At 40.7% G+C, this 25,618-nt stretch carries 24 protein-coding genes and 1 pseudogene; 14 read left to right on the top strand and 11 right to left on the bottom strand.

Annotated features, from left to right (window positions below; translation table 11 throughout):
- Window positions 1-34 precede the first annotated feature (34 nt).
- The 10 genes and pseudogenes from DDV96_RS00915 (at window position 35) to DDV96_RS00870 (ending at window position 8,603) form a co-directional block, all read left to right on the top strand.
- Complete coding sequence (locus tag DDV96_RS00915; protein ID WP_116692856.1) at window positions 35-1,060, top strand: alpha/beta fold hydrolase; 1,026 nt, start codon at window positions 35-37, stop codon at window positions 1,058-1,060.
- A 19-nt stretch (window positions 1,061-1,079) separates the two neighbouring features.
- A pseudogene (locus DDV96_RS00910) lies at window positions 1,080-2,162 on the top strand (aspartate kinase); the annotation flags it as partial.
- 17 nt (window positions 2,163-2,179) lie between these two features.
- Window positions 2,180-2,599 carry an OsmC family protein gene (locus tag DDV96_RS00905; protein WP_116692854.1) on the top strand — a complete coding sequence of 140 codons (420 nt, stop codon included), beginning with the start codon at window positions 2,180-2,182 and terminating at the stop codon, window positions 2,597-2,599.
- A gap of 78 nt (window positions 2,600-2,677) precedes the next feature.
- Window positions 2,678-3,094 (top strand): RrF2 family transcriptional regulator, encoded by a 417-nt coding sequence (locus DDV96_RS00900; RefSeq protein WP_116692853.1) that lies wholly within the window; start codon window positions 2,678-2,680, stop codon window positions 3,092-3,094.
- Between the two features lie 72 nt (window positions 3,095-3,166).
- Complete coding sequence (locus DDV96_RS00895; protein ID WP_116692852.1) at window positions 3,167-3,799, top strand: phosphoadenosine phosphosulfate reductase domain-containing protein; 633 nt, start codon at window positions 3,167-3,169, stop codon at window positions 3,797-3,799.
- 69 nt (window positions 3,800-3,868) lie between these two features.
- A complete protein-coding gene (locus tag DDV96_RS00890; RefSeq protein ID WP_116692851.1) occupies window positions 3,869-4,810 on the top strand; it encodes a pyridoxal-phosphate dependent enzyme in 942 nt (313 codons plus the stop codon).
- A gap of 27 nt (window positions 4,811-4,837) precedes the next feature.
- Window positions 4,838-5,932: an acyloxyacyl hydrolase gene (locus DDV96_RS00885; RefSeq protein WP_116693184.1), complete on the top strand. Its 1,095-nt coding sequence runs from the start codon at window positions 4,838-4,840 to the stop codon at window positions 5,930-5,932.
- Window positions 5,933-5,935: 3 nt separating this feature from the next.
- Complete coding sequence (locus DDV96_RS00880; protein ID WP_116692850.1) at window positions 5,936-6,691, top strand: head GIN domain-containing protein; 756 nt, start codon at window positions 5,936-5,938, stop codon at window positions 6,689-6,691.
- Between the two features lie 26 nt (window positions 6,692-6,717).
- Window positions 6,718-7,827 (top strand): acyloxyacyl hydrolase, encoded by a 1,110-nt coding sequence (locus DDV96_RS00875; protein ID WP_116692849.1) that lies wholly within the window; start codon window positions 6,718-6,720, stop codon window positions 7,825-7,827.
- Window positions 7,828-7,850: 23 nt separating this feature from the next.
- Entirely contained in the window at window positions 7,851-8,603 is a 753-nt protein-coding gene (locus DDV96_RS00870; protein WP_116693183.1) for a head GIN domain-containing protein, read from the top strand.
- Here the strand turns inward: DDV96_RS00870 and gldA are convergent.
- Window positions 8,587-9,492 carry a gliding motility-associated ABC transporter ATP-binding subunit GldA gene (gene gldA / locus DDV96_RS00865; RefSeq protein ID WP_116692848.1) on the bottom strand — a complete coding sequence of 302 codons (906 nt, stop codon included), beginning with the start codon at window positions 9,490-9,492 and terminating at the stop codon, window positions 8,587-8,589. The genes DDV96_RS00870 and gldA overlap by 17 nt on opposite strands.
- Before the next feature lie 253 nt (window positions 9,493-9,745).
- Between gldA and DDV96_RS00860 the strand changes: the two genes are divergently transcribed.
- Both DDV96_RS00860 and rsgA read left to right on the top strand, forming a co-directional pair.
- The gene (locus DDV96_RS00860) at window positions 9,746-10,831 is read left to right on the top strand and encodes a bifunctional 3-deoxy-7-phosphoheptulonate synthase/chorismate mutase type II (RefSeq protein ID WP_116692847.1); all 1,086 of its coding nucleotides are present in this window, start codon (window positions 9,746-9,748) and stop codon (window positions 10,829-10,831) included.
- Window positions 10,832-10,861: 30 nt separating this feature from the next.
- Window positions 10,862-11,812: a ribosome small subunit-dependent GTPase A gene (gene rsgA, locus DDV96_RS00855; protein WP_116692846.1), complete on the top strand. Its 951-nt coding sequence runs from the start codon at window positions 10,862-10,864 to the stop codon at window positions 11,810-11,812.
- A gap of 177 nt (window positions 11,813-11,989) precedes the next feature.
- On the opposite strand, the gene DDV96_RS00850 is transcribed toward rsgA, so the two are convergent.
- The 10 genes from DDV96_RS00850 to dtd form a co-directional block, all read right to left on the bottom strand.
- Window positions 11,990-12,967, bottom strand: coding sequence for a polyprenyl synthetase family protein (locus DDV96_RS00850; protein WP_116692845.1), 978 nt, complete (start codon window positions 12,965-12,967; stop codon window positions 11,990-11,992).
- A 137-nt stretch (window positions 12,968-13,104) separates the two neighbouring features.
- Window positions 13,105-14,145, bottom strand: coding sequence for a 23S rRNA (adenine(2503)-C(2))-methyltransferase RlmN (gene rlmN / locus DDV96_RS00845; protein WP_116692844.1), 1,041 nt, complete (start codon window positions 14,143-14,145; stop codon window positions 13,105-13,107).
- 161 nt (window positions 14,146-14,306) lie between these two features.
- Window positions 14,307-15,965: a T9SS type A sorting domain-containing protein gene (locus DDV96_RS00840; protein ID WP_116692843.1), complete on the bottom strand. Its 1,659-nt coding sequence runs from the start codon at window positions 15,963-15,965 to the stop codon at window positions 14,307-14,309.
- 141 nt (window positions 15,966-16,106) lie between these two features.
- Window positions 16,107-17,156, bottom strand: coding sequence for a tRNA preQ1(34) S-adenosylmethionine ribosyltransferase-isomerase QueA (gene queA / locus DDV96_RS00835; RefSeq protein WP_116693182.1), 1,050 nt, complete (start codon window positions 17,154-17,156; stop codon window positions 16,107-16,109).
- Between the two features lie 82 nt (window positions 17,157-17,238).
- A complete protein-coding gene (gene aroA, locus DDV96_RS00830; RefSeq protein WP_116692842.1) occupies window positions 17,239-18,477 on the bottom strand; it encodes a 3-phosphoshikimate 1-carboxyvinyltransferase in 1,239 nt (412 codons plus the stop codon).
- Window positions 18,478-18,645: 168 nt separating this feature from the next.
- The gene (locus DDV96_RS00825) at window positions 18,646-18,873 is read right to left on the bottom strand and encodes a hypothetical protein (protein WP_116692841.1); all 228 of its coding nucleotides are present in this window, start codon (window positions 18,871-18,873) and stop codon (window positions 18,646-18,648) included.
- Window positions 18,873-19,199 (bottom strand): nucleotide pyrophosphohydrolase, encoded by a 327-nt coding sequence (locus DDV96_RS00820; protein WP_116692840.1) that lies wholly within the window; start codon window positions 19,197-19,199, stop codon window positions 18,873-18,875. Before DDV96_RS00820 ends, DDV96_RS00825 begins: the two co-directional genes overlap by 1 nt.
- A gap of 133 nt (window positions 19,200-19,332) precedes the next feature.
- On the bottom strand, window positions 19,333-21,357 hold the full coding sequence (locus DDV96_RS00815) for a transglutaminase domain-containing protein (RefSeq protein ID WP_116692839.1): 2,025 nt from the start codon (window positions 21,355-21,357) through the stop codon (window positions 19,333-19,335).
- A 10-nt stretch (window positions 21,358-21,367) separates the two neighbouring features.
- Entirely contained in the window at window positions 21,368-23,275 is a 1,908-nt protein-coding gene (locus DDV96_RS00810) for a DUF3857 domain-containing protein (RefSeq protein ID WP_116692838.1), read from the bottom strand.
- Window positions 23,276-23,312: 37 nt separating this feature from the next.
- The gene (dtd, locus tag DDV96_RS00805) at window positions 23,313-23,765 is read right to left on the bottom strand and encodes a D-aminoacyl-tRNA deacylase (RefSeq protein WP_116692837.1); all 453 of its coding nucleotides are present in this window, start codon (window positions 23,763-23,765) and stop codon (window positions 23,313-23,315) included.
- 408 nt (window positions 23,766-24,173) lie between these two features.
- Between dtd and DDV96_RS00795 the strand changes: the two genes are divergently transcribed.
- Window positions 24,174-24,740: an RNA polymerase sigma factor gene (locus DDV96_RS00795; protein WP_116692836.1), complete on the top strand. Its 567-nt coding sequence runs from the start codon at window positions 24,174-24,176 to the stop codon at window positions 24,738-24,740.
- A complete protein-coding gene (locus DDV96_RS00790; RefSeq protein ID WP_116692835.1) occupies window positions 24,727-25,515 on the top strand; it encodes a hypothetical protein in 789 nt (262 codons plus the stop codon). Before DDV96_RS00795 ends, DDV96_RS00790 begins: the two co-directional genes overlap by 14 nt.
- The last annotated feature ends 103 nt before the right edge of the window (window positions 25,516-25,618 follow it).

The following is a 25,618-nucleotide window of genomic DNA, read 5'->3' as shown; positions in this document are numbered from 1 at the left end:
CGGTTGAGTATGCTGCCGCTTTATCTAAAACGATATGAACCTAAAGACTTTATATATTGATTACACCGCCCAAAACGAAGGTTTTTCGGGCACGATACCTGTAAGTTTTGAGGTGTTTGGACCTTCTTTGGGTACCGCCCCAATTGTAGTGGTAAACCACGCTTTGACGGGCAATAGTTCGGTCGCCGGGGAAAAGGGTTGGTGGAAACCACTTATTGGCGATGGAAAGTGTATCGATACAAAACGGTTTACGGTACTGGCTTTTAATATTCCCGGAAATGGCTATGACGGATTTATATTAGAAAACCACGAAGATTTCTCGGTATATAATGTTTCCCAGCTTTTTCTACGGGCGATAACCCAATTAAAAATTGAAAAGGTTCATTCGGTTATTGGCGGTTCGCTTGGCGGAAGCCTTGCTTGGCAGATGGCAGTATTGCGCCCTAAGCTGTTCGAAAACATTATCCCAATAGCGACCGATTGGAAAGCAACGGATTGGCTCTTGGCAAATTGCCGGGTGCAAAAACAGATATTGAAACATTCTATAAATCCGGTCCACGATGCACGAATGCATGCCATGACTTTTTACAGAACACCAGAATCACTGAAACAGAAATTTAACCGCAGTTTTAATGAAAAATTGAATGTATTTAACGTAGAAAGTTGGCTATTGCATCATGGTGAAAAGTTGAAAATCCGATTTCAGTTACAGGCTTATAAAACGATGAATCATTTGTTGACTACGGTTAACATTGCAAAAGAAACGGGAAACTTCCTTTCTGCAGTAAAAAACATAAAAGGGAATGTCCATTTAATAGGGGTGGACACAGACCTTTTCTTTACCAACAAAGAAGTTAAAGACACCTACCATCTTTTTAAAACCATAAAAAGCAACGTGTATTACCATGAACTAAACTCGGTACACGGCCACGATGCTTTTTTAATGGAATTTCAACAATTACAAACCATTTTACAACCCATATTTTCGAAAAAAAACATACGTAATGAGTACAATAACCTTAGAGAAGAACATACAAGAACAACCATTTCCATTAATTGACTTGGACACCATAAAAAAGAAAAAAGTGAACGTTGCTGTTTTTGGCCATGGCACGGTAGGCGGACGTTTAATAGATCAAATTATCACTTCACAAAAGGAAATATCAAGAAGGCGCGATTTAGATTTAACCATTTTTGCCGTGGCAAATTCCAAAACGGTATTGCTGGATAAAAAAGGAGTGAAGGAAAACTGGCTTGAAGAAAAAAATGAAAAGGGGAAAGCCTACACCGTTGAGAGTGTAATTAAATTTTCAGAAGAACATAATCTGGAAAACTTGATCGCTATTGATAATACAGCCGATCCAGACTTTGTGTTGCATTACAAAAAATTGGTCGAAGGTGGTTTCAGTTTGGTGTCTTCAAATAAAATAGGAAATACAATCGGTTTGGATTTTTATAGAAACCTGCGAAAAACCCTTTCAGAAAAAAAGAAAGAATATCTATATGAAACCAATGTAGGCGCCGGACTACCGTTGATCGATACCATAAAGTTGTTGCACCTTTCCGGAGAGAACATCACCCGTATTAAAGGGGTGTTTTCAGGATCGTTAAGTTATATATTCAATACCTTTTCAGAAAGCGAAAAAACCTTTAGTGAGGTGTTGAACCAAGCCATTGAAAACGGTTTTACCGAACCCGACCCACGGGAAGACCTCTGCGGAAACGATGTGGCCAGAAAACTGTTGATTTTAGCCCGGGAACTCGATTTGCACAACGAACTGGACGATATTTCCATTCAAAACCTAATTCCGAAGCACCTAAGAAGCGTTTCAAAGTCAGCTTTTTTTAAACAAATGCACGAATTGGACGTTCCATTTCACATAAAACGAAAAAATTTAGCAAAAGACGAAGTTTTGCGGTACATTGGTGACTTACACGGAGATTTATCAAAAGAAGATGGCGCTGTTCTAAACGTTAATCTGGTGCCTGTTCCTAAAAACAGTGCACTGGGGCAATTGAAAGGAAGCGATTCCATTTTTGAAATCTACACCGAAAGTTACGGCAAAAACCCCATTGTAATCCAAGGGGCAGGTGCTGGAGCTGCCGTTACGGCCAGAGGGGTGTTTGGTGATATTCTCCGGTTAAGCGACAAATTGGATTAAATTAAAACTAAACAAGCATGAAAGTAACACTCAACAGGGTAAACGAAAACTATCATTTTGAAGGCAAAGGCGCATCGGGCATTCCCGTGCATATCGACAATAAAACCGGCGATGAGGTACACGGTTCCAGCCCAATGGAACTATTGTTAATGGGAGTTGGCGGTTGCAGCGCGATCGATATTATTTTGATCTTGAAAAAACAGCGGCAGGAAATTACGTCATATAAAATTGAAGTAGAAGGAAAGCGGAAAGATTTAAAAAGTGCAAAACCTTTCGAAGCCATTCACACCACTATTTATTTGGAAGGCCCCATCGATGAGGAAAAAGCCAAACGCGCAGCGGCTTTGAGTTTTGAAAAATACTGCTCGGTTTCCATTACCCTTGAAGGCAACGTTGAAATCACCTATGATATATTTTTGAACGGGAAAAAACTGTAAAACAAAAAAAATCTGAAAAACTTTAGAGCAGAATTTAAATTGTGATAATTTTACGTTTTTTCTTATCTTATAAAGATAATGTTATCACGAAAAACAAAATATGGGCTTAAAGCGCTCACCTTTCTTGCCAAGCGGGAAGAAAACGAGCCTGTCCCAATTTCGGTGATTGCAGAGTCGGAAAACATATCACAAAAGTTTCTCGAAAGTATTTTGTTGAGTATGCGCAAGGCGGGTTTTTTAGGCTCAAAAAAAGGAAAAGGTGGCGGATATTATTTGCTGAAAGAAGCCGGCCAAATAAAAGTTAGCGAGGTGTACCGTATCTTGGAAGGTCCAATTGCCTTGGTACCCTGCGTAAGTTTGAATTTTTATGAACCATGCGATGATTGCCCAGACGAGGCCTTCTGCTCGGTGCACAAATTAATGATTCAAGTACGCGACAATACCTTGGATATTTTCGAAAATACCACCATAGAAGATATTATTATAAAAGCGTAACACCCTCCTTGTCTATCCTTTTAAAATAGCGTACATTTGTACAATCTACAAACCCCATAGGATAATAAGGTTATGGAAGGAGTTTCTGAAAAAAACATACAGCTTTTCAACCAAAACTTGCGCTACGAACAACCTTCAGAAATCATTGATTTTGTATTGCAATTTGCCAAAAATCCTTGGCTTACTACAAGTTTTGGTCCCTATTCGGCAGCCTTGCTTTATGCCGTAACCCTTGAGAAACCCGATATTCAGGTAGTTTGGTGCGATACCGGTTTCAATACCAATGCTACGTACAACCACGCCCGCTCCTTAATTGAAAAACTGCAGTTGAACATTGAAATCTGCACCCCAAAATACACCACCGCCTATATAAAAAATAAGGTGGGCGAACCCACCATTGACAACCCCAACCACGGTTTTTTTTCGGAAAAAGTGAAATTGGAACCTTTTCGGGAAGCCTTGCAAAAACACCGACCAGATGTTTGGTTCACCAATCTTAGAAAAGGCCAGACAACGCATCGTGATTCCCTTGATATATTGAGCTTTACCAATGAGGGTATTTTAAAAGTATGTCCTTTCTACCATTTTACAGACGCAGACTTAGAGCAGTTTCTAAAGGCTCACGACCTTCCAGTGGAGTTTGATTATTACGATCCTGTAAAAGCCTTAGAAAACAGGGAATGTGGCATCCATCTTCAAGAATAGGGTCAAAAAGTATTAAAAGGTTGTTTTTAAAAAAATAATGGTACTTTCCCTTTTCAGAAAACAAACTACATGATTCCATCAAAAGAAGAGGTCTTTGCCGCCTACAACCGTGTTAGGCCATTTGTGCATCAAACACCGGTGCTTACTTCCCATTTATTGAATGCTTTAGCGGAAACCGAACTATATTTTAAGTGCGAAAACTTTCAGAAAATGGGGGCTTTTAAAATGCGCGGCGCCGTCAATGCCATTTTACAGTTGTCTGAAGCGCAAAAAAACAATGGAGTGGTTACCCATTCCTCTGGAAATTTTGCGCAAGCACTGTCGTTGGCAGCAAAGAATATTGGGGTGAAAGCCTATATCGTGATGCCCAAAAATGCTCCACAGATTAAAAAAAATGCCGTAAAAGGCTACGGAGGAATCATCACGGAGTCCCAATCTACATTGAAGGCGCGTGAAGCCGCGGCAGATCGTATTCAAACCGAAACAGGGGCGACCTTTATCCATCCTTCTAATAATACAGAGGTAATTTTAGGGCAAGGTACAGCAGCCATCGAGCTGTTGAAAAAACACCCTGATTTAAATTATATTGTAACACCCGTAGGCGGCGGCGGATTGATTGCCGGTTCCGCTTTGGCAGCTCATTATCTATCAAAAAAATGCCAAGTAATAGGCAGCGAACCTTTTGAAGCCGACGATGCCTGGCGTTCCCTACAATCAGGTAAAATTGAAACCAACCAAACAGCCAATACCATTGCCGATGGGTTGCGCACCAATTTGGGCGACAAAAACTTTCCTATTATTAAAAAACTGGTGCCTGAAATTATTCGAGTGGAAGAAACCGAAATAATACAAGCGATGCAACTCATCTGGGAACGGATGAAAATTGCAGTAGAACCTTCTTCGGCCGTTGCTTTGGCGGCAATACTTCAAAAGAAACCATTTTTCGAAAATAAAAAGGTAGGAGTCATTATCTCTGGCGGAAATGTAGATTTAAAAAACCTGCCTTTTTAAGCTGAAATTTGCGTTACTTTGCCCGCGATGAACAACAACCTGCTCATATTGTTCCTTTTTGTCCCTTTTTTGCTGTATTCACAAGAAGAAACACACCCAGGTTTTTTTGTGGATGCCAATTATTTCTATGGTACGATTGTTAGGCATAACAAAGACATTGCACACTTGGTGACCAACCATCCCCAAGGCTTCATTATTGGATACAATAAAAAAACGTTTGGTGAAAAGCGCTGGCACCGTGAATACAATTATCCCGATTGGGGATTTTCTTTTGTGCACCAAAACCCTGGGAATGATATTTTAGGCCAAAATTATGGGCTGTATGGCCATCTTAACTTCTACTTTTTAAAGCGCTATATCGTTTTAAGGGTGGGACAAGGAATTGCGTACACCACCAATAAGTTCGACTTGGAAACCAATTTTAAAAACAATGCCTACGGAAGCGATTTTTTAAGCTCCACCTACCTCTTGCTCAACTATAACAAGCAGCATGTGTTTAAAAACATCGGGGTGCAGGCAGGACTGGCATTGGTGCATTATTCCAACGGAAATTTTAGGGCACCGAACTCCAGTACCAACTCATTTACCTTTAATATTGGTTTGCAATACGATTTTGAAACCGAAAAGATTAACAACCCTGCCCATACAGAAGATGACCCCGTAACCGAACCTGTAAAATTTAATTTAGCACTGCGAAGCGGGGTCAATGAAAGCGATTACGTAGGGCTTGGCCAACATCCTTTTTTGGTGGTTTCAGCCTTTTTGGACAAGCGGGTAAGCTATAAAAGCACATTTCAAGTGGGGGCCGATATGTTCTTTTCAGAATTTCTAAAAAAACAAATCGAATATTTAGTCGCATCACAACTTGATCGCTCGCTTACTGGTGATGAAGATTATAAGCGTATAGGTATTTTTGTGGGTCATGAACTTACATTAAATAAACTGGCTATAGTATCACAATTTGGATACTATGCCTATTATCCCTACGATTTTGAAGGAAGGACCTATATTCGGGCGGGTTTAAAATATTACTTCACAGACCAAATTTTCGGCGCGACCACCTTAAAATCGCACGGAGCCAAAGTAGAAGGTGTTGAATTTGGAATTGGCTTCAGAATATAGCATATGAAACAATTAGCATACATAACAGCCCTGCTTTTTATACTGCTTTCCTGTAATTCGGAAAAGGCGCCCGATTGCTTTCAAGCTGTTGGTGATGCCGTTACAGAGGAGTTTGTTGTGGCACATTTCAGTAAAATAAGAATAGAGACCGATGTAGCTTTACAACTGAAACAAGGCGACACACAGCGCGTCGTGATCAAGACCGGCAAAAACCTATTGCCCGATGTTTCCGTAAGTGTAGAAAACAACACCTTGGTGATAAGAAACAACAATACGTGCAATTTAGTGCGCGAATACGGCAATGTGCAAGCCCTAGTCACCACGCCCAATATTACTGAAATACGAAATGCCTCATCCCGGGATGTTCAAGGAGTGGGCAGGTTGGTTTTTCCCAAACTCACGCTTACCAGCAATAGTACCGGAAGCATAGAGGGTGTGCGTAAAAGTGGCGATTTTTATCTGAATCTCCAATGTGAAAACTTTACCGTATCGGCCAATGGTCAAAGTGTTTTTTATGTTTCGGGAACAACTGAGAATGCTACTTTGGTTTTTAGTGATGAATTTCCAAGGTTTGAAGGTGAAAATTTTGTGATAGACACCTTAAAAATAAGACAACGAAGTGCAAATAAAATGATTGTCAATCCAAAAGCTGAAATTTCAGGCGTCATTCAAGGAACGGGCGATGTAATTTCGGTAAACCGTCCCCCAAAAGTGGATGTAGAAGAATTGTTTACAGGCCGCTTAATCTTTCAGGATTAATGTATATTTAAGCCTTGTTTAAAAATATGAAACACCTACTTTCCGTACTTTTAATTTTTTTGCTTACAGGTTGTCTTTTTTCACAAGAAAAAGAACAAAAACCGTTTTCTTTGGAAGCCGATTATTTTTACGGAAGCATTTTAGAGCACAACCCCGATATTGCTCATTTAATCACGGGGCACCCAAGAGGTTTTATCCTTAGCTATAACCAAAAAACTTACGGTTTTAACGAATGGGAACGCCGCTATCACTACCCAGATTGGGGGTTTACGTTTACCTATCAAAACATGAAAAACCAATATCTGGGCGAAAATTATGGAGTGTATGGGCATTTTAACTGGTACTTTTTAAACAGGAACCTGGTCGTTAGACTGGGACAGGGTGTGGCATATGCCAATAATCCGTACGACCGGCAAACCAACTATATAAACAACGCCTACGGCACCCGTTTTTTAAGCACCACTTTTTTAAAAGCCAATTATGTGAAAGAAAACCTGTATAAAGGCCTGGGGTTTCACGCCGGTTTCAACATTATTCATTATAGCAATGCCAATTTGCGTGCGCCCAACAACAGTACCAATACGTGGGCTTTTAACGTTGGTCTCAGTTATTTGTTCGATCATGATAATTTTCCCGAATATATTGAAAAAGACGATCCGCCAAGCAGTTCCCACGCTGAAAAGCTGAAATATAACTTTGTGTTCCGTTTTGGTTGGAACGAAAGCGATGTGGTAGGGCAAGGACAGTATCCGTTTTATGTGGCTTCGGCCTTTGTGGATAAGCGCATTAATTATAAAAGTACCTTTCAGGCCGGGGTTGATGTGTTTTTTGCCAATTTTTTAAAAGAACTGATTTATTACCGCTCGATTGCTTTTCCTGAATATAAGCTTTCGGGCAATGAAGATTACAAAAGAGTAGGGCTGTTTGTGGGCCATGAACTCCGTTTCAACAAAGTGGCTTTTGTGTCCCAATTGGGTTATTACCTTTATTACCCATACGAGTTTGAAAACAGGGTGTACAACCGCTTGGGCTTAAAACGCTATTTTTATAACAACACTATATTTGCCTCGGTAACCGTAAAAGCCCATTGGGCCAAAGCTGAAGGTGTAGAATTTGGAGTGGGTATCCGTTTGTAATGATTGCTGAAATGATCCAGAATATGAAAAAATCAATCTTCATCATAGTGTTACTTGCCTTTTTTGGATGTGATTCCGACAAAGGGTTGAACTGCTTTCAGGCTGCTGGCGATATCATCCAAGAAGAATTTACGGTCGATACCTTCAGTAAAATTACGGTATGGGAGCGTACGCAACTTTTTATAAAACAAGGCGACACTCAAAAAGTGGTCGTCGAAACCGGTGAAAACTTGTTGAACGATATTGAAGTACACGTAAAAGACGGCGTGTTGAACCTGCGCAATACCAACGGCTGCAACTTGGTGCGCGATTATGGCTTGACAAAAGTCTATGTAACCACGCCCAATATCGATAGGATTCGAAACAGCTCAGGCTTGGCTGTTGAAGGTATTGGCACTTTGTCGTTCCCTAATCTGTCGCTGATAAGCGAAGATCAAGAAAATGAAGACGCCTACCATATTGATGGAGATTTTAAGTTGGACCTTCAAGTTGAAAATTTACAAATAGTAGCCAACGGGCTGTCCAATTTTTTTCTTTCCGGAACGGCAACCAAAGCCAACTTTGGCATTTATGCGGGAGATTCGCGTATAGAAGCTGCAAACTTAATAGTCGGGGAATTGTCAGTCTTTCACCGCGGCACACAAGATATGATTGTTAACCCGCAAGAGGCCATTCGAGGGAAATTGGTGAGTTTGGGAAATGTAGTTGCTAAAAACCGTCCGCCCATCGTAGAGGTGGAACAATTGTACCGGGGCCGCCTTATTTTTGAGGAGTAGTCAGTTCAACAAAGAGTTTTTCCAACGTTGTGTTTTTTTGGTGAAGCTGAAGGATTTTCAATCCATTGTCGTATGCAAAATCAAAAACACAACTGCGCATATCTTTTTCCGAAGAAAAATAAATATTATAAACAAAATGCCCGCCAGGGTTTTCTACTTTTGTCACATTGGGCAGTTGTTGTAAGGCAACTGTTTCCACGCGATAATCAAATTCCACTTCCACGATTTGCTGTTGGCCCGACTGTAATTCGCTCAGTTTTTTGTCCAATACAATTTCGCCTTTATTGATAATGATCACCCGGTCGCAAATAGCTTCCACTTCCTGCATGATATGGGTGGATAGCAAAACTGTTTTTTCTTTTCCGATACTTTTTATCAACTCGCGTATTTCAATCAATTGGTTGGGGTCTAGACCTGTAGTAGGCTCATCCAAGATAAGTACTTCAGGATTGTGTAATAATGAGCTGGCAATTCCTACTCGTTGTCGATAACCTTTTGAAAGTTGCTGTATTTTTTTATTAGCTTCAGGTACAAGACCGGTACGTTCAATAATGCGCTCTATTTCGGTTTTTGGAATATTGTATATTTCAGCTTGAAAGCTTAAAAACTCCCGTACGTACATCTCTAGGTACAATGGGTTGTGTTCCGGCAGGTAGCCTACACTTTTTTTGACGTCGTGGTTTTCTTCTGAAATTTTAAATCCATTCACCATGGCGGTGCCTTCTGAAGCAGGAAGATACGTGGTCAATATTTTCATCATGGTCGATTTTCCGGCTCCGTTTGGGCCTAAAAAACCAACAATTTCCCCTGCTGAAATGTCAAATGATACATTTTTAAGTGCTTTTTGACTTCCGTAGGCTTTAGTAATATTTGAAACGGTTATTGACATATCTTTAAAAACAAAACTACATAAATTTATTGCTGTGAAAGATTTAAAATTTACATAAAACCTTTTTTAAATGAATATTTATTAGCTACTTTAGCGGTTGTTAAAAAAACAATTATGTGCAATCGTTCACTTTATTGGTGGCATCCTTTTAAACTGTAGCCTACCGGGATTATTGTACTTATGTTATTATATATAAAAGTCCCTTTATGGGACTTTTTTTATCGTGCCTAACAGCAAATAGGTTTAAAAAATTATGCAAAACAGCAAAAAATTACGCAATTGGTTAGACGCTTTTGGCCTGGATCATCCGTTGGTGATTGCAGGGCCTTGCAGTGCCGAAACCCAAGAACAAGTATTAGCAATTGCACACCAATTAAAAGATACCGATGCCTCTGTGCTGCGTGCCGGGATATGGAAACCCAGAACCCGTCCTGGAAACTTTGAAGGTGTTGGAGCCTTGGGTTTAAAATGGCTTCAGGAAGCAAAAGACCAAACCGGTATGATGACCACCACCGAAGTGGCCAATACAAATCATGTGGATTTAGCCTTAAAGCACGATATTGATATATTATGGATTGGAGCCCGAACCACTGTTTCGCCTTTTGTGGTTCAAGAAATTGCCGATGCGTTACAAGGAACCGATAAAACGGTGTTAATCAAAAACCCGGTCAATCCAGATTTGGCGTTGTGGTTGGGAGCCGTGGAACGTTTTTATAGTGCAAATATTCAGAATTTAGGCGTTATTCACCGTGGTTTTTCTACCTACGAAAAAACCAAATACCGTAACAATCCAGAATGGCAAATACCCATTGATTTGCAAAATCAGTTTCCAGACTTGCCCTTGATTTTAGACCCTTCGCATATTGCTGGGAGGCGCGATATTATTTTTGAATTGTGCCAAACCGCATTAGATTTAAACTACGATGGTTTAATGGTCGAAACCCATTTCGATCCTGACAGTGCATGGAGCGATGCCAAACAGCAAATTACCCCACAAACATTAGATAAAATGACGGTCGATCTGCGCATTCGAAAAAAAGGGGATGATAAAGTGGAGTTTAATAATGAATTGAGCAAATTACGGGCGCAAATTGATGTCATTGATGACAAAATTGTCCAAATGATGGGCAAACGGATGAACATTGCTGATAACATTGGTGTGCTTAAAAAAGATCATAACGTTGCCATTTTACAAGTTAAAAGGTGGAACGAAATTTTAGGCAGGATGATTTTAGCCGGAGAACACAATAAATTAAGCGAAGAATTTGTGTTGCGTTTGTACAAAGCAATTCACCAAGAATCCATCGGGCACCAAAAGAAAGTTTTTAAAGAAACGTGACTTTCAAATTAATTTTACACTTTTGTATTCATGAAAGGCACTGTTTATAAATCTACCGGAAGTTGGTACACCGTAAAATCGCAACAAGGTGATTTTTATCAATGCCGTATAAAGGGAAAATTCAGGATTGGAGGCATAAAAAGCACAAATCCAGTGGCTGTTGGTGACCAGGTAGTTTTTAAAGTGGAGACCAAAGGCGATGAAACCATTGGTGTGATTCATAAAATTGAGCCGCGGGACAATTACATCATCCGCAAATCGGTCAACCTTTCTAAACAAACCCATATTATCGCAGCAAACATAGATGTTGCTTTTTTATTGGTCACTTTAAACAATCCCCCAACCTTCACCACGTTTATAGACCGTTTTTTAATCACAGCCGAAGCGTATCATGTTAAGGCTGTTTTGCTTTTCAATAAAGTGGACACCTACAACAAAGAAGAGTTGCTGGAAGTGAAATATCTCGCTGCTTTGTACCGGGATATTGGGTATGAGTGCATCGGCATTTCAGCAAAAACAGGAAAAAATGTAGATAAGGTGAAAGTTTTGATGCAAGATAAAGTAAGCTTGTTTTCGGGCCATAGCGGTACAGGAAAATCCACTTTAGTAAATGCTATTGAACCCACGCTCGATTTAAAAACTGCTGAAATATCCCAACAACACCAACAAGGGCAGCACACCACAACCTTTGCCGAAATGCACGACCTTTCCTTTGGTGCCCAAATTATCGATACGCCGGGAATACGCGGTTTTGGCGTGGTTGAAATTGACAAAGAAGAATTGGGTGATTATTTTCCCGAGTTTTTTGAACGAAAACAAGACTGCAAATTCAATAACTGCTTGCACGTTAATGAACCTCAATGCGCCATAAAAGAGGCTTTGGAAAACCAAGAAATCGCCTGGTCGCGCTATAAAAGTTACCTGCAAATATTGGAAGGCGAAGACGAAGGCTACCGGAAGGATATTTATAAAAAAGAGTAGAGGAAAGAGTGTTTGATGCTGGATGATCAGTGACGGATGCTTGTTCTCGATACTGTTTTGTTTGCCCTTGCAGGTCAATCAAAATCATTCGAACTGATTATTCAACCTATTCTTGACAAGTCAATTTTAGTGAATTTGTGAGCCCGATAGGGATTATAAATTACTATTGAAAACACTCTATTTTTTTCGTTCTATCACATAGTTTACCATCAACTCCAACGAAGCTTTATAAGGTGAATTGGGGTAGTTTTGAAGAATCGCTAAAGCCCGCTGCTGGTAGTCTTTCATCTTTGAAACGGCATAATCAAGGCCGCCGGTATCCTTAACAAAAGATATAACCTGTTTTACCCGTTTTTTGTCTTTATTGTGGTTTTTTACCGAATTGATAAGCCATCGTTTGTCTTTAGGAGGAACGGTGTTTAATGTATAAATCAAAGGAAGGGTCATTTTTTGTTCCTTGATGTCAATTCCGGTGGGCTTGCCTATTTTTTCTTCGCCATAATCAAAAAGATCGTCTTTAATCTGAAAAGCAATCCCAATTAATTCTCCAAACTCGCGCATGGCTTCCACTTCTTCTTTTGGTGCGTTGACCGATTGGGCTCCCATTGCACAGCAAGCAGCAATAAGCGTGGCAGTTTTTTGGCGGATAATGTCAAAGTAAACCGCCTCGGTTATATCCAGGCGTCTCGCTTTTTCTATTTGAAGCAATTCGCCTTCGCTCATTTCACGAACAGCGACCGAAATTATTTTTAATAAATCGAAATCTTCATGGTCTATCGACAACAATAATCCTTTTGAGAGCAGATAATCGCCAACCAAAACGGCAATCTTGTTTTTCCACAGCGCATTGATAGAGAAAAAACCCCGCCGTCGGTTGCTGTCGTCCACTACATCGTCGTGCACCAAAGTTGCGGTATGGATAAGCTCAATAACCGAAGCACCGCGATAGGTACGTTCTTCGACCGTGCCATTGCCGGTCATTTTTGCAATGAGGAACACGAACATAGGCCGCATTTGTTTCCCTTTTCGGTTTACTACATAATGGGTAATGCGGTTAAGCAATGCTACTTTTGAAGACATGGCACCAGAGAACTTTTTTTCAAAAAGCTCCATTTCGTTCTCAATGGGAAGTTTTATTTGCGAAACGATTTTCATTGCTGTTTCAAAAATAAGTAAAAACCCAAACCTTTGGAACCTTTAAAGAACAATAAAGTTTTTGGTTTTTGAAACTTCCATATCTAATAAGGCTAAAAGTTGATGCCTTTGTAAATAGTAGAAAAGCCTTTAAAAACTTAGCTTTTGTTTGCCAATTGCCCACAGGCGGCATCGATGTCTTTCCCGCGGCTTCTGCGCACGGTAACCGGAATTTTGTTGTGCTCCAGTTTTTCAATATACATATCGATTGCCGAGTTGGCTGCCTGCTGAAACTCGCCATCGTCAATAGGATTGTACTCAATTAAGTTTACTTTGCACGGAATCGCTTGACAAAACTGTATGAGAGCATCCACATCTTTTTCGGTATCATTTATGTTGTTCCAAACAATGTATTCGTAGGTAACGCGACGTTTGGTTTTTTTGTACCAATATTCCAGCGATTCCCGAAGATCTTCCAAGGTGAAATTTTTGGCGAAAGGCATGATCTGTTCCCGAGTTTCTTGGATAGCAGCGTGCAAGGAAACCGCCAAATGAAACTTCACTTCATCATCGGCCAGCTTTTTGATCATTTTAGGCACGCCCGATGTGGAAAGGGTGATCCGTTTTGGAGACATGCCCAAACCTTCTTCCGAAGTGATCATGTTTATGGATTCCAACACGTTTTTGTAGTTCATCAACGGTTCGCCCATTCCCATGTAAACAATATTAGACAATGGCTTATCGTGATACAGCAAACTCTCTTTATGAATGGCGACCACTTGGTCGAAAATTTCATCCGGGTTTAGGTTGCGCATTCGTTTTAAGCGGGAGGTGGCACAAAATTTACAGTCCAAACTGCAACCCACTTGTGAAGAAACACAAGCCGTTGTCCTCGATTTGGTAGGGATCAATACCGATTCTACCACAAAACCATCGTGCAGTTTAACGGCGTTTTTAATGGTACCGTCGTTACTTTTTTGAAGACTGTCCACCTCAATATGGTTGATCACGAAATTTTGTTCTAAATGAGCACGTGTTTCCTTTGAAATGTTGGTCATTTCATCAAAATTATGGACGCCTTTGTTCCATAGCCATTCGTACACTTGGTTGCCCCTAAAGGCTTGATCGCCAATGCTCACAAAAAAGTCACGGAGCTCCTGTTTTGATAATGCGCGGATGTCTTTTTTTTCTGAAACCATAAGATTGCAAAATTACGGTTTAGAAATCAGTTTACAGAATGATTAAGAAGTATTTGTGTTTTGAAGTTTGTTCTGTGTGAAGTCGAAGGATTGGAAAGCGGAGGCTGGATGTAGAATGCTGGATACTGAAAGCAATGGTTTTTTCAATTGCCAACTAAAGGCTACCTGCTAACGACCACTTTTTGAGTCATGTTCGAATTAGAGTCCATATCGGTCAATCGTAGAAAATAAATGCCTTCAGCCAGTTGCGCCACCGAAATGGTGTTCATGGTGTCTGAAACGGTGCCTGCTTTTATTTGCTGGCCTGTTACAGTATAAAAATGGTAGGAGAGGTTTGGATACCGGCTGTTCATGACGGTAATGATTTCTGATGCAGGGTTAGGGTATATTTTTAACTCGCCTGTACTGTCAAAATCGGGCACGTTCAATAGGTTTTGTATGGTTTCCAGTTCGGTTTGCCCTGTGTTGTTGGGATCCAACCATTCTTTCAGCCGTTTTTCAGAACTTGTTCCAGCGTCCCAAGAAACGGCCAAACGACCATAGATATCATATTCGTTGTTGTTTTCCAGTCCGTCGCAAGAAGCGTTTCCTGCATAAAGTTGCCCAATGATCTTTCCGTTTTGGTTAAACAAGGGTGAACCTGACGACCCGCTTTCGGTGGTGCCTATTTCCCAACCATTTCCTTCGCCGACAGAAACACCGCCAACAAGCCAAACTTCGGTGCCGTTTGCTGTTTCATGTATGGCTCCCGTATTGTCCCGGCATACCTTCATAATATCGCCATTGGGATGGTGAATCCCTACTTCAAATTGTGGCAGCTCATCGGTAATGTCCCAACCTGCAAAAGCAACATCCCAAGAGGAGGGAATTTCATTATAGAGTTCTACCAGTGCAAAATCGCTGCGGCTATTGGCTGCTTTTAACTCGGCACCGCTCATGGTAAAATTGGTCTGAAGGTCCGGGCTGGGATCGTCTTCCCCACAAACGGGGCTTGGGCTCATCCAGTTGAACCTAACGGACCAAAATGCCGGGTCGCTATAGTCCAAGCAGTGGTTTCCGGTAAGTAAATACGGTGTTTTGTCTTTACTGGTGTTGTTGATGAGGACGGCAGAACATAGGTAGCCGTTTCCTAAATTGAGCAAAGCGATGGCTTTTTTCAGAATGTCTTTTTGACTGTCAAAATCTTCGCCAATGGGGCAATTTACGTCATAGTTGCAATCGCCCGAATCGTTAAGGCCACGGGTACCTTCTACATACCGTTCCACTTGCCCCATACGGTAGCCGTGTATTATGCTGTTTATGTTTAAAAGCACCTCGTCTTGTACTGAGACCGGTTCGTAATATTCCACGAAAATAGTTTCACCATCTATAAACCAAGAGCCCAATTGCTGGTTGCTGCGGTTTTGGTTTTGTGTTAAAGGCATTAATAAATCGCTGCGGTCTTCATTGTAGAGAAACAACTTGGCGCCTTCAGGAATATAAAATTGGTTAAAATTGATGCTCATATTGACCGCATTTGGCGAATTGATGGCCAAGCGCCATACTTTGTCACCATTGTCCAAAATTGTGAGTGCCCCATTTTTGTGAACATCTATTTTTAAGCTGCGCTCCACCCCATACCGCCAAGGAAGACTTTTGTCGAGGTCGTTGATACTGTCTTCATGTTGTAGGCCCAAAAGATCCAATGGTGGCAAATCGAAGGTGGTAATGTCTTCAATGTTTTGTGTTTCCCAGCTAATAGGTATGTGGTGGGTACTTTCTTGGGAAAACACCGCGCATATTGAAAAAAGTAGAAGAAAAGAAAGGGTAATTTTTTTCATACGCTCTTGACCGTGTTACGGTTACAACACTACAAGATACTTGATTATTTTGTAATGGGAAAATATTGGCCGCCTCTTTTAATGAAAAAATCCCGATGCAAGCATCAGGATTTTCATAATTTAAATAAGTTATTGCGTTATTTATATGATAAGCATCGCATCGCCATAGGTATAGAACCTGTATTTTTCCTTGATGGCTTCAGCATAAGCTTCTTTTACAAAATCGTGGCCTGCAAAAGCGGCTACCATCATCAATAAAGTGGATTTTGGTGTATGGAAGTTGGTAACCATACAGTTTGCAATGCTGAAATCGTAGGGAGGGAATATAAATTTATTGGTCCATCCAGCATACGGGTTGAGCATACTGTTTGAAGAAACAGAACTCTCCAAAGCACGCATCACGGTCGTTCCCACGGCACACACTCTTTTTTTCCTGTTGATCCCTTGGTTGATGATGTCAACGGAGTTTTGTGGTAAAACAATCTCTTCAGAATCCATTTTGTGCTTCGAAAGGTCTTCAACTTCCACCGGGCTAAAGGTCCCCAGGCCAACGTGCAAGGTAACTTCGGCAAAGTTGATGCCTTTAATTTCTAGACGTTTCAAAAGATGTTTTGAAAAGTGCAATCCTGCTGTTGGTGCGGCAACGGCGCCTTCTTCTTTGGCATAAATGGTTTGGTAACGGTCGGCATCTTCGGGTTCTACCTCTCTTTTTATGTATTTGGGCAGTGGTGTTTCACCCAGTTCGGTCAATTTATTCCTGAACTCTTCGTATGAGCCATCAAATAGAAAACGAAGCGTCCGTCCGCGGGAGGTGGTGTTGTCTATCACTTCGGCCACCAACGATTCGTCCTCCCCAAAATACAGCTTGTTGCCAATGCGTATTTTTCGGGCGGGATCTACCAAAACGTCCCAAAGTCGGGTTTCAGGGTTCAATTCCCGCAATAGGAATACTTCAATGCGGGCTCCTGTTTTTTCTTTATTTCCAAATAACCGAGCAGGAAAGACTTTAGTGTTGTTGAGTACCAATACATCGTCTTCTTCAAAATAATCGATGAGGTCCTTGAACATTTTGTGCTCAATGGTCTTCTCTTTTCGGTTTAAGACCATTAATCTGGCTTCATCGCGGTTAGAGGCTGGATATTCGGCTAATAATTCGGCTGGTAAGTCGAAATTGAAATTTGAAAGTTTCATTCCCATAGAAAGTGCTGTTTTATCGTAAAAAGTTGCAAATATACAACTTGCGCATAGGCGTTGTCAAGTAAAAGGGCAATTATTATTCAAAATCAACGTTTATTCCCGTTTTTTGAATGTCTTCCCAGAAGGTGGGAAACGATTTTGAAACTACGCCGGCATCGTCGATCTCAATAGGCACTTTTAATGCCAAAGGGGCGAAGGCCATGGCCATGCGGTGATCGTTGTAGGTTTGTATAAGTATATTTTTGTTGCTGTTTTTCGCTTCGGAAGTGGCCATTTCAAGCGAATCATCGGTTACCGTTATCTTGGCGCCTAACTTCCTTAATTCGGTTTGTAGTGCCAGCAACCTATCAGTTTCTTTAATTTTCAAGGTGTGCAGCCCCGTTAATTTACAGCCCAGTCCCAGCCCGAAACAGGTAACGGCAATGGTCTGTGCAATATCCGGGGCATCGGCAAGGTTCAGCAATACGTGGTCGGCAATTGGGGCGTTGTTTTTTGTAAGTGTGATCGAGGCATCTTTTTCATTGAAACGAGTGGTAACGCCCAAGGTTTCATAAATAGTCGCCAAAATGGAGTCGCCCTGCAAACTGTTTTTGAAATAGCCTTTCAAGGTGATGCTCGCCGCTTCGGAAAGGGCGACCATACTATAAAAATAAGAGGCCGAGCTCCAATCTGATTCTATTAAAACCGCTTTATTTTCAATTTCTGCAACAGGTTTTACGTAAATGGTATTTTCAGATAAAATACAAGAAACCCCAATTTTTTGAAGTAAAGCAACCGTCATACGAAGATATGGCGCCGAAGTGAGTTTGCCCGTAATGGTAATGGTCAAGCCGTTTGGTAAGGAAGGCGCGATTAATAATAAAGCTGAAATGTACTGGCTGCTTACGTTTCCAGCGATGGAAACAGAGTTTTTAGTGATTTTTTTTCCGGAAATGGCAATTGGGGGATAACCATTGGTTTTAAGGTATTTTATTTCTGCTCCCAAATTCTTTAGTGCATCGACCAAAATTTTTATGGGCCGTTGTTGCATGCGCTCACTGCCTGTCAATACTACTGAAGCATCTGGTTGAGTGGCAAAATAAGCTGTTAAAAATCGCATGGCCGTACCGGCATGGTGAATATCGACTTCGCCTTGCTTGGACAACAGTGCTTTTTGCAGTACCATGGTATCATCGCTTTCCGAAAGGTTTTCCGTTTTTAGGTTAGGGAACTGCGATTGCAATATCAATAACCGGTTGGATTCACTTTTGGAGCCAGAAACCTGTATGGTGGCCGAAAGTGCTTTGTTGTTTTTGCTCGTGAACAGGGCTTTCATTTAAAAGTGTATTATTTGCTTAATTTTTTTTGTTTTTAATAAAATGATAAACATCCGAAGTCTAAGAGTAATCAAACTTAGGATTAAAAAAATTGGGAAACAAGACTAATGTCCTGCGATTAAAAGTTCTAAGTCTTATTTTAAATAGGTTTGAAGAGTGGTCAAAACCTATGGTTTCAGTTTGTTTTTAAACTTTCCGTAGGTTACAAAAAAACCATAGACCAGACCGGCCAAAAGACTTCCGCCAATTAAGAGGTAGGGATTGCGTTCGGCAAAAAAATCACCACTAAAGCCATCCAAGGCCCATTTTACGATAATGAATAAAAAAACAAAGGCAATGGCCAAGCTTATTACCGATTTCCAAAATCCTTTATGGGTTACAATTTTTTTGAACATTATTTTAATTTTTCGTTGTTGTGGTGACGGTCGTGGTCGCGCTTGGTTTTGATGTCGAGTTTTTTATGGAAGGCCTCTTCTAAGTTTACGCCGGTTTGGTTGGCCAGGCAAAGCACTACAAAAAGCACATCGGCCAGTTCTTCGCCAAGGTCTTTGCCTTTATCACTTTCTTTTTCGCTTTGTTCACCGTAGCGGCGGGCAATGATACGGGCCACTTCGCCTACTTCTTCGGTAAGTTGGGCCATATTGGTAAGTTCATCAAAATAGCGTACCCCGTGCTGGTTTATCCATTCATCGACTGCTTTTTGTGCGTTTTTAATGTTCATGAGCTGAATTCTTTATTTCAAAAATACATCGATTTTACGGGGTTTTGAATTATTTTATCTTTTCTTTTTAAATAGAAAAATAAAAAGTCAACCTACATATAAATGCTGGTCTATCAATTGCAAGAACATCCGTTTATGCCTTAACAAGCACCACTTTCTCCTGTTCTTTATCGATCATCATTTTAAAGAATTTTTTGATGTTGGCATATTCCCGTGCGGGCATTACAGCATCGTTTAAAGCAAACTCTACCGATATTTGCAATTTGCCACTAATTTTATTGATAACGTATTTAAACACACCAGAGTTTTCACCTAATGCAAAAGCGGCACTTTCGGGTACCGATTCCACGGTATAGCCTTCTGGTATATCAACGGTTACGATATACCGGTCTTTCATAGGGTAGTTAAAATCTATAGGGTAGTTGCGTTCTTCCACTTTAAAAGGGTTTTCGTCCACTGCCAAAAACAACAAGGGCGAGAAGTACAGTTTGCCACCTATTTCTTCAACCGCATCAAAGTTTTCAAAATCGTATTTTAAAGCTACGGGTTGGTATAATTTGTCGAGGTTTGTAAATTCGATATTTGAAATTTCAGTCTCTCCGCTGTTTTCCTCCAGCTTTTTACGAATTTCTTCTTCGTTAGCGTTTCTGTATGCTTTGCGCTGCAATAGGGCGTAATGGCCGGTAAATCGGTTTTGTGCTGCACCCGTAATGGAATAATCGTCTTTATTGACGGTCAGGTTCATCATGGTGCTTTGCTGTGCGTGGCGGTTAGGATAAAGCGAAACCCAAGACGAGGTTCGGTCTTCGCGTACAATCATGCCTTGCCAGTTTAAGAGCTCTGGTTGCAGGATGTTGGGTTCGCCTTCTTTAATGGTAGCATCCAATAGTAGTGTGTTGTTGCCGTCTTCAACAGCGGCGATTACATAATTGAAGCCATTACGAGTGGGGAACATAGGGATACCATTAGATTTTGTACTTACCAGGACGGGGTTGGCATTGATGTCTGCATAGCGCAACATCGCAACCAAAAGTAGATTGATGTCGGCTGCATTGCCGGATCCTTTTTTGTAAGCACTTTTGGTTCCTTCTTGTGTATAAAGGCCTACAAACGAGTTCCAGTTCATCTTGGCTTTTGCAAATTCATATATTTTAAGGATTTTTTCTTTGGGATTGCTTACCCCACTCAACAATTGGTCTATATCATCGTCAAAATAGTTGTTACGCTTTAACTGATCGCCAAAAGCATCTGAGTCGTAAATCGATTTTGAAACGTCTTCCCAGGTGGTGGTGTACATTTCCAAAGTTGAGCCTGGGAATTTGGTGTAGGATAATTCAAACTTCAATGAGGATGAATAATTATCAATATTGTTGGTAAAAGCTTCCTGCTTTAGGGCTGGTACGTGCTCCATGGAGACCGAATAGGTGTTTTCCATGAACTTGACTTCTGCTCGTTGGGTTTTGGTATTCTGTCTTACTGCCCCAAAACCTGAAATTACTTCTGTCTTAGTATTGTAATGCATAGTTCGGGTTTTCCCGCTTTCATTTATGCGAAATGGCACCCAGCCTTTTTGGTGCATTTTATAATTAAAATATTCAGGGGCGGTAAAACGCAACGCTACTTTGTTTACAGGAATCTGCTCTTGAAACCGGTATTCGTCTATATTGGTTATAAACGGGGAAGTGATGGTGTATTTGTATTCGATCACACATCCTTCGGAAACGGCCGGCATGGTAAATTTTACCGTTTCGAGGAATTCGGTGGCTTCTTCTTCAAAAATCCCGTCACTGCGCAATTTTTCATCTTCTATTTTACCGCTTTTTAAAAAATAGGTATAGCCTTTTAAGCGGGATATTTCTTCGTTTGAATTTCCACTGCCTTGATACAACTTCACTTTTTTGTTGGCCCAGTCAAAACCTTCTTTGTTGTATATTTTAATACGTTCAAACACATCTGTGGTTAAATAGAACCCGTCGTTTTGTGAATAGTCGAAATTGGTGTTCATCTCGCGGTACAAAACAGCGGCATCTGCAGTAGAATCGTTTGGGTGCTCTTTTTCCAGCAGTTCTTCTTTTGAAACTTTCCCAAACCTAAAATCTTGGGAAAAGCCATACTGGAAATAACCCAGTGTGATTAAAAGGGTAAATACAATTTTCATAACTAAATGGTTAAGTGTTCTGTTTCAGTAAAATTTTTGATTGGTCCAATTTAGAGACCGTTCGTAAAAAGGCTCGGTACTTTTTATAGTCTGTAGCCGGGAACACCCCTTTTTTAAGAATAAAGGTGCGTTTGTATTGTATGGTGTTTTCTGAAATTTCAGTCACCGAAAAGCTATAGCTGCCAAATTTATTTTCGATGCTCACAGCTTCAGGAAGGCTGTCAATGCTCAAGGCCTCATGGATATTTATGGTCAGGCTGTCCCTTTCGGTAAAACCTTCGGCGATTTTTAATTTTTGCTTCCTATTGGAAAATCGTGGCGGAACGGTTACCGTTTGCGAGAACACGTTTAGCCCAAACAGCAAATCGTTGCCAATTGATGAACAGTAACTGGGCATGTCAAGAGAAAGTGTTTCGGTAAACTGAATGTTGTCCCGGTTGTTGTCCAATGCTTTTTTTGTTATGGTAAACCCATTGATGTGCGCCCATCTATTTTTATACTGTTTTTCAAGATCGTCCGCATCGAGGTTGCTAAGCCGGTATTTATCGTCGTAGGCCAAGCCGGTGTAGGTGCCTTTGAAATCTGCTTGCACGGCACCGGAAGGCGTGATTTTGATAGTTGCCGAACGCTGTTCAACATTTTCCTTAAAGGTATAGGCTTTTGTATGGACAATCTTGCCGCCTTCTGGCGTAACAATCAATACGTCGCGGTCATCGCTAAAGTTTCCGCCATATCCAAATGGTGTGTCTTGGCTGGTACATTCCAACCAAATGATATCCTCGCCATCGGGCACCCCTAAAATAACGTGGTTGCCTTGTATTCCTGCAAAATTGGGTTCTAAGTCAACTTCTTCGTCTCCAGCATATAACACTGTGTAATATGATGGCACGCCTACGACATCCAATAAAGCCTTGGTGTAGTTGGTCAAGGCCTTGCAATCGCCATAGCTCAACTTGTCAACGTCTTCAGCCAACATAGGCTTCCAGCCGCCAATCCCTATTTGTACACTGATGTAGCGGACTTTGTTTTGAAGGTATTCATAAATTTTTTTGGCCTTTCCTATATGGGTTGTTTCGCCTGCCACCAATTGTTTGGCCCGTGCTATTGTGGCCGGGGAGAGGTCGCTCACGTCGCTTAAAAGGGTTCGGTCCATCCAAGCGCCAAACTCCTTCCAATCTTTTCCGTGGCCGGGCACTCCTTTTAAGTAGAAATTATTGAGTGCAAATTTAACATGTGGTAAAATGGCACGGTAGGAAGGACTGTATTCTTCATATTGCACGGCTTTTAAGTTTTTGGCGCTGCAAATAAAAGCTTCTGGGGTTTCAGAAACCGAAATATCAAAACCTTCAAGGTTTTTTTTCAATATTCTCGGTTTGTTGGTAGGATGGAATTTTACCGTAAACTCACTGTTTTTTGTTGCCGTAGCGTATCCTCCCAACGGAAACCAACTGGGAATATGCGCCGTGGTATTACTTTGTGTAACCGACTCAAAGACCAACGTGTAGGGGTATGTGGTTGGGGTATAATCTAAGTACAACACCCTGTCGTCGTTGTAAATGGAAATACCGTCAGAGGCGCTTATGTCTTTAAAATCACGTTTTTTAAAATGTTCCAATTCGTTGCCCATGGCATCGTACACCCAAGCTTCGATATCCTTTACCTTGGCATCGTCGTCATAGTGGGCATAAGCATCTACCTTGCTGTTGCCTTTCTTGTTGAGAACCATAACGGCCCTGTAATTTTTAAAGATTCTGCGGTCGTTTTGGGTAATATCAATTTCTATTTTTTCATCCAATAAAACGCTGTTGGCATTTTTGGACAATCCTTTTGGCAATGCAGCAATGGAAAATTGTGTTTCTTGAGCAAAAGCAGTAAAAGAAACAACAATAAGAAGACTTAGGGCAAAGAATGTTCTCATAGCCCGCAATATACATAATTGTTAAAAAAATGTGAAATTATTCTTTATTTTTTGTATCAACGGTAATGGTTACGGGGCCATCATTGATTAAAGCAACATCCATCATAGCCCCAAACACACCGGTTAGCACTACTTTGCCAAGTTCTTTTTCAAGTTGTTGGGTAAATTTTTCATAAAGAGGAACTGCCACTTCTGGCTTAGCGGCTTTAATAAACGATGGACGGTTTCCTTTTTTGGTACTCGCATGCAAAGTAAATTGACTTACCACTAATATATCTCCATCAACATCCTTGACGGAAAGGTTCATAGCATTGTTTTCATCCGAAAAAATTCGTAGCCTTGTTATTTTTCGGCACAGCCAATCAATGTCTTCCCGGGTATCATCATCTTCAATGCCCAATAAAACCAAAAAACCGTGATCGATTTTTGAAACAATTTTTCCTTCTACCGTTACGGATGCTTTTTTAACGCGATGCAATACTGTTCTCATTGTGTAATTATGTTTTAAGAGTCAATATACGTGTATTATTTGTATCTCTTCTTGCTTTTCAGTTGGGCTGGTCTAAAATTGCCGCTATTGATATCCTGCACGGCAACCTAGCGCTTCCTTATTGTATCTTCTTTGAAGTATTTTTGTTGATAAGAATCCAGCCATTGAAATTTGTACATTAATAAATTTCTACATCTTTACTATCTGAATACTGAATACTGAATACTGAATACTGAATACTGAATACTGAATACTGAATACTGAATACTGAATACTGAATACTGAATACTGAATACTGAATACTGAATACTGAATACTGAATACTGAATACTGAAAATTTTCTTACTGCAGGCAACCCTTTTTACTAAAATTGCGTCTATATAAATAGAACGCCATGCGAAGCAAACCGTGAAATTAATTCCATTACATAAAAACTATACGGCGCTTATAAAAAAAGCAAAGAAGGGAAATCGTCGCGCACAACACGAGCTATACCAAATGTTCGCGCCCAAAATGTTAAGTGTTTGCAGGCAATACCTTAAAAATGACGATGTGGCTGAGGAAGCCATGCTCAACGGGTTTTACAACGTATTTTCAAAACTGGAATCGTTTACCGGTCAAGGTAGCTTTGAGGGTTGGATCCGCCGCATTATGGTGAACGAATCCATCAGTGAATTGAGAAGGCAAAAGAAACTCTTTTTTAAAGATGAAACGGTCATTGAAAATTCACTGGAGTACGCAACGTCTATCGATACCACGTTTGAAGTTGAAGAAATTCAAAAAATGATAGACAGTTTGCCCGACGGGTACAAAACGGTTTTCGTGCTCTATGCGGTTGAAGGCTATAAACACAGTGAAATAGCCGAATTGTTGCAAATTAGCGAAGGCACATCAAAATCGCAATTGTCCAAAGCCCGCAACATGCTTCAAAAAACCATTAACAATAAAAATGACGTGAATTATGGAGCCCAATAAATTTGAAGAAACCATTCGCGAAAAGTTACAGGAACGGGAAATACAGCCGTCCAGTGACGCTTGGAGAAAATTAGATGCCCGTTTGGGAAAACCTGAAAAAAAGAACGGCAATTTTATGTGGTATGCAATCGCTGCCAGTTTGGTGAGTATTTTGGTGATCGGGGCCTTGTTGTTCACTAAAAGTAAAGAGGTTTCAGAAATCGAAAATCTTGTTGAAACCCCAACCAATATAGAGCTAAGGGACTATAAAAAACAACCGGCATTAATTCCGCAGAAAGCCAGTTTAGAGGACGTTGCTGTTGAAGAGAATACCACAACAGACAAAACAGAGAATTTGCAAATTGTTGAAGAACGGCTTGCAGCAAAAAAAACAAAATTAAACCAATCTGCTGAAACTTCTTTTGAAAAACAAAAAGCAGTCGCTAAAACTGAAACCAATGGTGAAGCACAATCTATTCCGAAGCACAAAACAGAAGGTACAACCAACGACCTTTTTATTGAGAAAAAAATTAACGAAGTAGTGGCTCAAGTAAAAGAAATGCAAACCAAAAACAACACGGTCACCGCCAGAGAAGTCGATGTGCTTTTAGCTAAAGCCCAGCGGGACATTAAAACAAGACAATTGCTCAATCCCCATACCCAAAAAGTAGATGCTTCAGCCCTTCTTTTGGATGTGGAATTAGAACTGGAGCGAAGTTTCAGGGAAAAAGTGTTCGATGCGCTCGGCGAGGGCTTCAATAAAATACGGACCGCCGTTGTGAAACGTAACGATTAGCTCTCTTGCGAAGGCAAGAGGCTTTAAAATCCCTAAATAAGAACCATTCATTCATCAATCACGCCAATGGCAATTCTCTTTATAACTAAGGGAAAGCCAAAAG

Origin of the sequence: Marixanthomonas spongiae (assembly GCF_003095375.1) — a bacterium.
In the GTDB taxonomy this organism is placed as follows: Bacteria; Bacteroidota; Bacteroidia; order Flavobacteriales; family Flavobacteriaceae; genus Marixanthomonas; species Marixanthomonas spongiae.
Note: the sequence above shows the minus strand (reverse complement) of the source record. Positions and strands in the feature narration are given on the sequence as shown.